Origin of the sequence: Cellvibrio mixtus subsp. mixtus J3-8, assembly GCF_000766945.1 — a bacterium.
Lineage (GTDB): Bacteria > Pseudomonadota > Gammaproteobacteria > Pseudomonadales > Cellvibrionaceae > Cellvibrio > Cellvibrio mixtus_A.
Genome location: NZ_KN266208.1, coordinates 285,967 through 296,808 on the forward strand (window position 1 = coordinate 285,967; position 10,842 = coordinate 296,808).

Annotated in this window: 11 protein-coding genes; 5 read left to right on the top strand and 6 right to left on the bottom strand. The window is 51.2% G+C overall.

The window, feature by feature from the left end:
• Window positions 1-14: 14 nt before the first annotated feature.
• The 6 genes from rodA to A596_RS11810 form a co-directional block, all read right to left on the bottom strand.
• Entirely contained in the window at window positions 15-1,169 is a 1,155-nt protein-coding gene (rodA, locus tag A596_RS11785) for a rod shape-determining protein RodA (protein WP_039914931.1), read from the bottom strand.
• On the bottom strand, window positions 1,162-3,204 hold the full coding sequence (mrdA, locus tag A596_RS11790; RefSeq protein WP_084128268.1) for a penicillin-binding protein 2: 2,043 nt from the start codon (window positions 3,202-3,204) through the stop codon (window positions 1,162-1,164). The genes rodA and mrdA overlap by 8 nt, the downstream gene beginning before the upstream one ends.
• 73 nt (window positions 3,205-3,277) lie before the next feature.
• Window positions 3,278-3,754 carry a 23S rRNA (pseudouridine(1915)-N(3))-methyltransferase RlmH gene (rlmH, locus tag A596_RS11795; protein ID WP_084128270.1) on the bottom strand — a complete coding sequence of 159 codons (477 nt, stop codon included), beginning with the start codon at window positions 3,752-3,754 and terminating at the stop codon, window positions 3,278-3,280.
• Between the two features lie 14 nt (window positions 3,755-3,768).
• Window positions 3,769-4,101: a ribosome silencing factor gene (gene rsfS, locus A596_RS11800; RefSeq protein WP_039914934.1), complete on the bottom strand. Its 333-nt coding sequence runs from the start codon at window positions 4,099-4,101 to the stop codon at window positions 3,769-3,771.
• A 63-nt stretch (window positions 4,102-4,164) separates the two neighbouring features.
• The gene (gene nadD, locus A596_RS11805) at window positions 4,165-4,800 is read right to left on the bottom strand and encodes a nicotinate-nucleotide adenylyltransferase (protein ID WP_039914936.1); all 636 of its coding nucleotides are present in this window, start codon (window positions 4,798-4,800) and stop codon (window positions 4,165-4,167) included.
• A 111-nt stretch (window positions 4,801-4,911) separates the two neighbouring features.
• Window positions 4,912-6,165: a glutamate-5-semialdehyde dehydrogenase gene (locus A596_RS11810; protein ID WP_039915588.1), complete on the bottom strand. Its 1,254-nt coding sequence runs from the start codon at window positions 6,163-6,165 to the stop codon at window positions 4,912-4,914.
• 286 nt (window positions 6,166-6,451) lie between these two features.
• On the opposite strand from A596_RS11810, the gene A596_RS11815 reads away from it, so the two are divergent.
• The 5 genes from A596_RS11815 (at window position 6,452) to A596_RS11835 (ending at window position 10,787) form a co-directional block, all read left to right on the top strand.
• Window positions 6,452-7,012: a glycine zipper 2TM domain-containing protein gene (locus A596_RS11815; RefSeq protein WP_039914938.1), complete on the top strand. Its 561-nt coding sequence runs from the start codon at window positions 6,452-6,454 to the stop codon at window positions 7,010-7,012.
• 118 nt (window positions 7,013-7,130) lie between these two features.
• Window positions 7,131-7,496, top strand: coding sequence for a PepSY domain-containing protein (locus tag A596_RS11820; protein WP_039914939.1), 366 nt, complete (start codon window positions 7,131-7,133; stop codon window positions 7,494-7,496).
• 36 nt (window positions 7,497-7,532) lie between these two features.
• Window positions 7,533-8,210: a response regulator transcription factor gene (locus A596_RS11825; protein ID WP_039914941.1), complete on the top strand. Its 678-nt coding sequence runs from the start codon at window positions 7,533-7,535 to the stop codon at window positions 8,208-8,210.
• A 2-nt stretch (window positions 8,211-8,212) separates the two neighbouring features.
• Entirely contained in the window at window positions 8,213-9,595 is a 1,383-nt protein-coding gene (locus A596_RS11830; protein ID WP_039914943.1) for an ATP-binding protein, read from the top strand.
• Between the two features lie 244 nt (window positions 9,596-9,839).
• Complete coding sequence (locus A596_RS11835) at window positions 9,840-10,787, top strand: DegV family protein (protein ID WP_039914944.1); 948 nt, start codon at window positions 9,840-9,842, stop codon at window positions 10,785-10,787.
• Window positions 10,788-10,842: the final 55 nt, after the last annotated feature.

A 10,842-nucleotide genomic window follows, 5' to 3' on the forward strand; every position in this document is an offset into this window, starting at 1 on the left:
TCAGGAGCTGATTATCAAGGCTGGGGAGTCATCACTCGTTTTTGCTCTGTGGATATCGCCATCAAAATACCAAAGCCGGCGAATAGCGCCACAATAGCAGTACCGCCCTGGCTGATCAGTGGTAAGGGTACCCCGACTACGGGCAACATGCCCGATACCATACCCATATTTACAAACACATACACAAAAAAGGTGGAACTGACACTGGCTGCCAACAAACGGCCAAAAGTGTTTTGTGACTTAACCGCAATAGTGAGCCCGCGAATAATCACCAGTGCATACACCGTTAACAGGAAGATTACGCCGAGCAAGCCAAACTCTTCCGACATCACCGCAATAATAAAATCCGTATGGCCTTCCGGCAGGAAATCAAGGCGGGATTGAGTGCCCTCCATCCAGCCTTTACCCGACAACCCGCCCGAGCCGATGGCGGTTTTGGATTGGATAATATTCCAGCCGGTACCGAGCGGGTCCTGGGTTGGGTCAAGCATGGTGAGGACGCGCTGACGCTGGTAGTCATGGAGCATGTAATGCCAGATCGGCCATAAGCTCGCCCCGAATACAGCAACAGCGGCAGCGATGTAACGCCACAGCAAGCCGGAAAAGAACAACACCATAATGCCCGAGGTAGCCACGAGAATGGAGGTTCCCAAATCAGGTTGCTCGATAATGAGCGCAGTGGGAATACCGATCAGCACCAACACTGCCAATACCCGGCTAAAACGCGGTGGCAGATGACCGGCACTCAGGAAAGCCGCAATGGTGATGGGCATCGCGAGCTTCATGATTTCCGAGGGCTGGAAGCGGAAACTGCCAATCTGTAACCAGCGCTGTGCCCCCATCGAGATATCGCCAAAGATAGTGACCGCCAACAACAACAACACACCCCCAACGTAGGCGAACGGCGCCATGCGCCGCATAAAATCCACCGGGATTTGCGCCACCACAAACATGGTCGCGTAAGCGATCATAAAGAAACTGGCTTGCTTCTCCACGCTGGGCAAATTATGTCCACTAGCACTGTAAAGCACTGTCAGGCCGATAGTGGTAAGGGCTAGCAGCAGTAACAGCAGGAAAAAATCGATATGGAAACGCTCCGCCAAACGGGTCGGGCGACTAAATGCGCGCGCGGCCTCCGGCATACGGCGCAGGAAATCCTGCCTACTCATCAGTCACTCCTTCCTCGGCATCAATACCCGCACTGGCTGGCGGCACAGGCTCGGTATTTTTTACCGGCTCAACTGCAGGTTTACCCTCGCGGGCAGCATTGCGCGCGGCAATGTAGTTATTAAGGCGTTTGATAATAGCGGCGTGGTGGAAGCCGAGTGGCGGTACAAACTCATCGGCATCAAGGGAATAGCCCAACAGGTAGGCATCCATCATCCAACGGGCAACGGGTGCCGCTTTACTGGACCCCCCCTCGGCGTTCTCAACCATCACTGCGACGGCAATTTTCGGGTCTTCCAGGGGTGCAAAAGCAATAAACAACGCATGGTCGCGATGGCGCTCTTGTAACATCGCAGAGTTGTATTTGGCATTCTGGGCGATAGCCACTACCTGCGCAGTCCCCGACTTACCGGCCATACGGTATTCCGCGCCAGGGCTCATATAAGCCCTGGCCGTACCACGCGGGCCGTGAACCACCTCTGCCATGCCATCAAAAATCGCATCCCAGTATTCAGGCTTCATCTCCATGGTTTCCTCAATGATGGGCTCATGGATTTTGTCGCCAATACGTTGCACAAATTGCGGCTTATAACGAACACCGCGATTGGCAATGGTGCTGGCCACAACGGCTAATTGCAGCGGGGTCGCCAACACAAAGCCCTGGCCGATAGACATGTTAACCGTATCGCCCGGATACCAGGCCTGACCTTTTGCTGCACGCTTCCATTCGCGCGAAGGCCAGATACCTTTGCGCTCACTGGGTACATCAATCCCGGTCAATTGCCCCAAACCAAAATGAGCCCCGAATTCACTCATTTTGTCGATCCCCATACGGGTTCCCAAATCCCAGAAATAGGTATCGCAGGATTGGGAAATACCCACTTTCAGGTTTACCCGGCCATGACCGCCACCGGTTTTCGCCAGACTCCAATCGCGGTAGATACGCGAGCTACCCGGCAAGGTAAAAAAACCCGGGTCGGAAATAGCGCGGTCAACATCGGTAAACCCGTAGTGCAAGCCTGCCAGGCCAATCACCGGTTTGATGGTGGAACCCGGCGGGTATTGGGCTTGCAGGAAGCGATTGAATAAAGGGGTATCGATATCGTCATTAAGGTTTTTGTAATCGCGGTAACTAATACCGGTCACAAAGAGGTTGGGATCAAAACCCGGGTTACTCACTGCGGCCAGAACGCCGCCGGTTTTAACATCAATTGCCACTACTGCGCCGCGACGGCCTTGCATCGCGGCTACAGCAGTTTCTTGCAAACGTGTATCAAGATGGAGATGCAAGTCACTGCCTTGTTTTGGATCAATACGATCCAAAACACGCATTACACGCCCGCGGGCATTAGTCTCTACGTTTTGGCTGCCAACTTCGCCGAGCAAAATATCTTCGTAGCTGCTTTCAATACCGCTTTTACCAATGGCATGGGTGCCTGAATAACGTTGCAGTTGCTCAGGTGTAAATGAATCCATATCTTTTTCGCTGATGCGACCGGTATAACCAATCACATGGGCAAACATATCCGCGTGGGGATAATTGCGAACCAGTTCAGCATTGACCTCGACCCCTTCGAGCAAATGCTGGTTAACGGCGAGGCGCGCGATTTCATCTTCAGTGAGGCGATAGCGCAACGGCACCGGGTCGAGTTTATGGCGGCGTTGCTTTTGCGCCTTATAGAATTTGCCCAGATCGGACGGCGTAATTTCAATCAGGGTTTTGAGTAATTCGATGGTGTTATTTAATTCTTCTGCATCGCCGCTGACCACGGATAACGTAAAGCTGGCTTTATTGTCCGCGAGCAACTCGTTGTTGCGGTCAAAGATTAATCCGCGCGTCGGTGGAACCGGCTGGACGTGGACGCGGTTACGCTCGGATTGCGTGGCGTATTCTTCGTAATTGACGATTTGTAAATCGTAATAGCGATAGATGAGCGTGCTGACTAACGCCAACATAAAAGTCGCCATCACCAGCACGCGATTACGAAAAAGTTTGGCTTCGCGCTGGTGGTCTTTAAAGTGTTGGGCTTCTTGCATGCTCGGGCCGAAATGGAACTCTGGGTTAAATGGAAATGTGGATTAATAGTTGTTGACAATAATCGCGTGCAAATTATTTATGGTATGGATGATTTTGCAAGATGCTACTGGCCCGGTATAACTGTTCGATCACTAAAATTCGCACAAGTGGATGAGGCAGCGTGAGTGGTGAAAGCGACCACTTTACCGAAGCTTTTTGCAGGCACGCAGGTGCTAATCCATCCGGTCCACCAATTAGCAGCGAATAATTATTGCCACTCATTTTCCAACCCGCGAGATTTTCCGCGAGCTGTTCGGTGCTCCAGGGTTTGCCTTTGACATCCAATGCAATCACTTGTTCGTCTTTGCCGCCTTTTTCTATCGCCGCGAGCATGGACTCACCTTCCTTTTCCATGGCTTTGGCGATGTCACTGTTTTTGCTGCGCTGGGCGAGCGGCAGTTCCACCATTTCCACGGTGAGATCGCGCGGCATACGCTTGGCATATTCCGCGTAACCCGCTTCAACCCAGTCGGGCATTTTTGTGCCTATGGCGATAATTCTTATGCGCATTCAGCAATAAACGATTAGGTTCTGTTTGCCGGCTTCATCGACCAGAGTTTTTCCAACTCGTAGTAATCGCGTGTTTCCTGCTGCATCACGTGCACAACGGTATCGCCGAAGTCGACCAGCACCCAGTCACCGGTTTCAATGCCTTCAACACCCAGTGCGCGGAAACCGGCTTTTTTGGTCTCTTCTACCAGGTTTTCTGCCAGTGAGCGCGAGTGGCGGCTGGAGGTACCACTGGCGATAATCAATGTGTCCATCACATCGGTAAGTTCGCGTACATCGAGCGTGACAATATTTTTGCCTTTGAGATTTTCAAGGGCATCGATGATCGCTTTGTTTAAATCAGACATTCAGTTACCTATTGGCTAAAAAATAAAACTAAAAGTAAATTTCATAACTCGCTAACAATGTAGCTAGCGATATAAACCTTGAACGCGAATGTACTTCCATACCGCGTCAGGTATTAAAAACTGTGGCGATTCCCCCGCCTGGATTTGCACGCGAATTTCCGTGGCAGAAATGGGTAACAGGCGCTGCTCGAGTATTACCAGTTTGCCCGCAGGTTTTGCATGAATCTCACTAACATCTGCACGATGTTGTGCAATCAATTGTGCAACCGGACCAACCACCGGTATTTCCCAGCCGGGACGGGCTACAACAACCAAATGCGCGAGCCCGGCTAACTCCTGCCAGCGATGCCAGCTATCCAGAGTGACAAAACTATCCATTCCCATACACCAGCTCAGGCTGGCATCCTCGCCAAATTCCGCACGCAATTCAGACAGGGTGTCATAAGTGTAGGAGGGTTTTTCGCGTTGCAATTCCCGCGCATCCCAACGCAATTCAGCACAATCATTTAACGCCAGTTGCAACATGGTTAAGCGCTGTTGCGCATCCACACTGGGTGACGCGCGATGCGGCGGGATGTAACACGGCAACAAGCGCATTTCATCCAGTGCGAGCTGCTGTTTTAATTCCAGCGCAAGACGCAAATGCCCGAGATGAATCGGATCAAAAGTACCTCCGAAAAATCCTATGCATTTGCGCAAGAGCAACCTCCATTTGATTTTTCGCTTAAGCGGTAAAAACCGATCACACTGCTACAACCCGGTAAAGTGCGGCACATCCTCCCCGTTGAAAAAGGGGAGGCCGGGAGGGGACTACGCACGAACGTGCCCATCGCCAAACACAACCCATTTTTGCGAAGTCAAACCTTCCAGCCCAACCGGGCCGCGCGCATGGATTTTGTCGGTAGAAATACCAATTTCCGCACCCAAACCATATTCAAAACCGTCGGCAAAACGCGTCGATGCATTCACCATTACCGATGCAGAATCCACTTCGGTAATAAAGCGGCGCGCGCGCGTATAGTCTTCGCTTACGATGGCATCGGTATGCTGTGAACTGTATTGGTTGATATGAGCGATTGCCTCGTCCAAACCACTCACCAGTTTGATCGACAAAATCGGTGCGAGGTATTCAGTCGACCAATCTTCTTCTGTTGCAACATTCGCAGAAATAATTGTGCGGGTTTGTTCATCACCGCGTAACTCCACACCTTTTTCAATGTAAGCAGCGGCAAGGCGCGGCAGGATTTGTGCGGCAATTTGTTCGTGCACCAGCAACGTTTCCATGGCATTACACACACCGTAGCGATGGGTTTTGGCGTTCATGGAAATGGTGAACGCTTTATCCAGATCGGCTTTATCGTCGATGTAAACGTGGCAAATACCATCGAGGTGTTTGATTACGGGAACTTTGGCATCGTTGCTGATGCGCTCGATCAACCCTTTGCCGCCACGGGGAACAATCACATCCACAAATTGCGGCATGGTGATCAACTCGCCTACCGCAGCGCGATCAGTCGTTTCCACCACTTGCACCACATCTGCAGGCAAACCGGCGGCTTTCAATCCCGCTTGTAAACAATTGGCGATCGCGCGGTTGGAGTGAATCGCTTCGCTGCCGCCGCGCAGAATTGCTGCGTTGCCAGATTTCAAACACAAGCTGGCCGCATCGATAGTCACATTGGGGCGCGACTCATAAATAATTCCCACCACCCCCAAAGGCACACGCATTTTGCCCACCTGGATGCCGCTGGGACGATAGCTCATACCAGTAATTTCGCCGCACGGATCAGACAATGCTGCGACCTGGCGCAGTCCTTCGATCATGCCGTCGATAGTGGTTGGCTTGACTGCCAGGCGATCGAGCATCGCTGCATCCAGGCCATTGGCTTTGCCGGCAGCCAGGTCTTTCTGGTTTTCAGCAACGAGGGTGATGCGCGATTTATCCAGCTCATCGGCAATCGCCAGCAACGCTTTGTTTTTCAGTGCTGTCGGCGCAGCGGCGATAATACGGGATGCAACGCGCGCTCTGTGGCCGAGACCAGCCATGTATTCTTTAACGTTCAATTCGGATTTGGATGCAGACATGAAACGACCTGTGCGGGAAAGCCCAAAATGCAGTTTGGAAAAATGGCCGCGATTATAACCCGAGTTGCACTACAAATTGGCGCATTTACTGGCTTTATTTCAGTGCGGTTGCATCTGTATATCCAATTTCGGGCCAAATAACGCAATTGCGATCTGACGCACAATAAAACACCCGGCACTTTCAGTTTGAATTCAGTTTGCGAGGGCTAGTCTGGAGACACGTTAACCAATGCGGCAAATGCCGTTTTAAACGGGAGAAACCATCATGAAACGCCTGTTACTCATCAGCACTTTGGCCAGCATCAGCCTGCTGCTGGCTAACAACGCGTTCGCGGATCGCGATCATCATCGCCACCAAAAACGTCACCACCACCATCATCACCATACTGAAAGGGTGGTGGTTTATGAGCGCGATTATTATGCACCCGTGACATCAGCCCGCCCAATTTACCGTGAGGTTGCCGTAGATGTGCCGCGCGATTCGTGCCGGGTAGAGACCGTGGCTTATCGTGAACGTCAACGGGGCGGCGACTCATTCCAGGGCACCGTAGTTGGCGGCTTGATTGGGGCGGCGATTGGCAAAGAGATCGGCCATAGTGGCCATGCAACCGCAGCGGGCGGTTTGATCGGCGCGGCGATTGGTAACGATGTTGCCGGTGGCGGACGCACCGTGACCCGCTACGAAGATCGAGAAGTTTGCTCTACCCAATATCGCACCCAATATGAACGCCAGTTGGTAGGCTATGAGGTGAGTTATTTGTACGGAGGGCGGGTTTATCACACCGAAACCCGTCATCATCCTGGCGATCATATCCGTCATAGATAGTGGCCCACAGATTCCCATCTGCAACCAAAAACCCGAAGGTCAAATTGACCTTTGGGACAACAGCGGCGATAGTGAAGGCATAAATCTTGTTGTAACAAGTATTGCCGGACCCAGTAGTATGAAGTTCACACCTATCACACGATTCATTCCTCCGTTAGCCAGCACTTTGCTGGCTTTAGCATTGATGGCCACCCTGCCCGCCATTGCCGAACCGGATTTGCTGGATGGCGATATGGGCCTTCAGTCGAGCAGCCCCGGCAATGGCATGATTGACAGCGGCAACATCAACAGCGAACCCGCACCGCCTAAAATTACACCGGCACAAGCCGCAGACCTGGTGCGCCGCGCTACCGGTGGCCAGGTGATGAGCATTAATAGCCAACAAACTGAAACTGGCGTGATCTATGGTGTCAAGGTTTTGAATTCAGGCCGTATGCGCGTTGTGCGCGTGGATGGCCAGACCGGTCAAATTCTCAATAACTAGTTGTTTTTATTCACCCTGCACGGACAGACCCCGACTATGCGTATCCTGATTGTTGAAGATGAAAAGCCGCTGCGCGAGCAAATCCAAAGCCTGATGGCTACTGAAAAATACGCCTGCGACGCAGCGGCCGATGGTCGCGAAGGTTTATTCCTGGGCACCGAATACGATTATGATCTGGCCATTATCGATTTGGGTTTACCGCTATTGGATGGCTCCAGCCTGATCAAACAACTGCGTGCAAAATCGCGCAATTATCCAATCCTGATTTTGACCGCCCGCGGCAATTGGCAGGATAAAGTGGAAGGCCTGGAAGCTGGTGCCGACGACTACCTGACCAAACCGTTCCACCCGGAAGAATTGCGCGCGCGAATCCACGCACTATTGCGTCGAGCGAGCGGCCATGCATCATCTGTGTTGCGCTACGGCCCGATTTCTATCGACACTAGCGCCAAGCGCGTTTTCCGCGATGAAGCAGAAGTTGAACTCACCAGTTTTGAGTACAACACCCTCACCTATCTCGCGATGCATGCGGGCAAAAACATTTCCAAAAGTGAATTGACCGAACACCTGTATGCGCAGGATTACGACCGCGATAGCAACGTGATTGAAGTATTTGTCGGACGTTTGCGTAAAAAATTGGATCCGGAAGGCACCCTTAACCTGATTACCACCCAGCGCGGATTGGGTTACCGCTTTAACCTGGACAAGCAGTAAGCGTGGGATCGCGTTTAGGCTCCATCGCGGCGCGGCTGCTCCTGGCATCAGCGTTATTGTTGCCATTGTTTTTGGGATTGACCGGTTTTTTCCTTGATCGCGCGTTTGAAAACAGTTTGGAAGTGGCCGAACGTGCGCGCTTGCGCGGCCACTTAAATTTGCTGATGAGCGTGGCCGAACCGGAAACTAAAAATGATCGCATCACCGGCTTGCGCGTCACCTCGGTTACCCTTAGTGAAGCCGATTTTGAACATCCCAATTCCGGCCTTTACGGCTACATTTTTAATGGCGATGCAAAGGCGGTCTGGCACTCCAATTCAGCCGCATTGAACACACCGCCCAATTACAAAAGCCTCGCAAAAAGTGATACCCCGGGCAGAATGTTGTTCAGTGAAAAAACGCTGGACAACAAACCCCACTTTATCGCGCGCTATACCGTAAATTGGGAGGACACCAACGGCAACCCTACCCCGTTTCACTTTGTCGTCATCCACAGTGCCGATGAATATAACGCTGAACTCAGCGCCTATCGCAACGAACTGTGGCGCTGGCTTGGCGCAGCCGGAATATTCCTCCTGATAGCCCAAACCCTGATCCTGCGCTGGGGTTTACGTCCATTGGGAAAACTGGCTGTCGCGCTCAAGGCGATGCAAAGCGGTGATACCAGTGGTATTGAAGGCGAACACCCCAAGGAATTGCAGCGCATTGTTAACAACCTCAACCAGGTATTGGATCGCGAACAAGCGCTGCGCCAGCGCTATCGCAACAGCCTCGCAGATTTAGCCCACAGCCTGAAAACACCGTTGGCGGTATTGCAAAGTAAAATCAATCAGTCCGCCAATCCGGACAACGAACTTAGCGAGCAAGTTGCGCGCATGAGCCAGGTGGTGACTTATCAATTGCAGCGCGCAGTGTCCAGCCAGCAAAAAGGCACCTTTCGCCGCACGCGTATTGAGCCAATCGCCCAACGTTTATTTGCGACGCTGCAAAAAGTGTATGCCGATAAACACATGCAACAGGAACTGGAACTTGCACCCAATTCGCTCGTTGCCGGCGATGAACAGGATGTGATGGAGCTGGTCGGTAACCTGCTGGAGAACGCGTTTAAATACGGCAAACAACAAGTGCGGATGACGAGCGCCGTTGAAGATAATCGCTTGCGTATTGATATTGAAGACGATGGCCCCGGTGTGCCGGAAGATCAACGGGAACGCATTCTGGAACGCGGCCAACGACTCGACACCAGCATACCCGGCCAGGGCATCGGACTTTCAGTTGCCGCAGAAATTGTGCGCAGTTATGAAGGCGATATTCGTATTCTTACCTCGGACCTTGGCGGTGCGCGCTTCAGCATTTTCCTTCCAATGACACCGGATGCCGATTAAACCCATACCAAATTACCCGAAGCCTTATAACTATTTATCGCCAAAATCTGCATTCATGTAAGCAATATCTCACAACGAAACTTACATCGCCTCACAAAACGCAGCGATTTATGCGACTTCTGCTTTACCACACAAAACCGGATACTGGTTTCATCAAATAGCACCGTTCAACAGGGCCAGGACAATACGCCAGGGATGGCATAGCGGTTTTAAACTAACTATGCCTTACCAGGGGAGAAAGAAAATGTCATCCAGGACGTGTATTGCCGTAGATTCCACCTGTGATTTACCCGCTAAATTTATCCAGCAACACAATATCGAAGTGCTGCCCATTTATATCAATCACGCCAAGGGACAAGAGCTGGATTACCGCGATCCGCAAACCATGCTCAACTTTTACAAAAATCATTCACGCGATGTGTATGGTTTAGCGCAATCAGATCCGCTGTCAGTAAGTGACATGACCAACATTCTGAAAGAACGTTTATTGCCAAAATACGATTTGGTGCAAGTCGTTACTATCAACAGTAAAAAAAGTGATGTATTCAAACGCGTGTCCGAAGCGGCGTTGGTGAACGAACCCAAATTCCGCGAGATGGAAAAAAATGAAGGCCGCGCGCCGTTCCGTATTCGCCTGTACGATTCCATGTCCATGTTTACCGGCCACGCGTTATTGGTTTATGAACTGGTCAAACGCGTAAATGTGGACAAAATGCCGCTAAATAAATCCATTCGCGAAATCGATAATATGCGCGACCAGGTTTACGGTTATTTAATTCCTAACGATCTGTCTTACATGCGCGAGCGCCGCCATTTGCGTAAAGGTGACAACAATATTTCGTGGATTAATTTCAAGCTGGCCAGCGCGTTAAATTTACGCCCAATTGTGCAATTACATCGCGGTGCGACAGATAAGATTGATACCGGGAAAGGGTTCCTTGGTGCGTTGGAAAAATTATTTTCCCACGTTAAAAAACAAATCAAACAAGGTTTGAGCAGCGATGTGATCGCCATGAGCTACGGCGGTTTGCTGGAAGAAATCAAGGATGAACCGGTACTGGTGGAATTCCGTGAATTCTGCAAACAACACAACATCAAAACCATGCTGTCGATGATGAGCATGACCGGCGCGATTAATGTGGGACCAAAATCGTTTGCGTTGTCGTTTGCTACGGAGAAGGATTTGGTTTGATTTTTTTGCACTGCGATTCAGTGCCACAGATGAATTCCGGTGTTCCCTCCGTGAC

What these genes read in the sequence shown, in the direction of transcription:
- A596_RS11820 (WP_039914939.1), top strand. Translation starts at nt 7,131, where the DNA reads ATGAAGTTCACACCTATCACACGATTCATTCCTCCGTTAGCCAGCACT.
- rsfS (WP_039914934.1), bottom strand. Translation starts at nt 4,101, where the DNA reads ATGTCTGATTTAAACAAAGCGATCATCGATGCCCTTGAAAATCTCAAA.
- rlmH (WP_084128270.1), bottom strand. Translation starts at nt 3,754, where the DNA reads ATGCGCATAAGAATTATCGCCATAGGCACAAAAATGCCCGACTGGGTT.
- A596_RS11835 (WP_039914944.1), top strand. Translation starts at nt 9,840, where the DNA reads ATGTCATCCAGGACGTGTATTGCCGTAGATTCCACCTGTGATTTACCC.
- A596_RS11825 (WP_039914941.1), top strand. Translation starts at nt 7,533, where the DNA reads ATGCGTATCCTGATTGTTGAAGATGAAAAGCCGCTGCGCGAGCAAATC.
- rodA (WP_039914931.1), bottom strand. Translation starts at nt 1,169, where the DNA reads ATGAGTAGGCAGGATTTCCTGCGCCGTATGCCGGAGGCCGCGCGCGCA.
- mrdA (WP_084128268.1), bottom strand. Translation starts at nt 3,204, where the DNA reads ATGCAAGAAGCCCAACACTTTAAAGACCACCAGCGCGAAGCCAAACTT.
- A596_RS11815 (WP_039914938.1), top strand. Translation starts at nt 6,452, where the DNA reads ATGAAACGCCTGTTACTCATCAGCACTTTGGCCAGCATCAGCCTGCTG.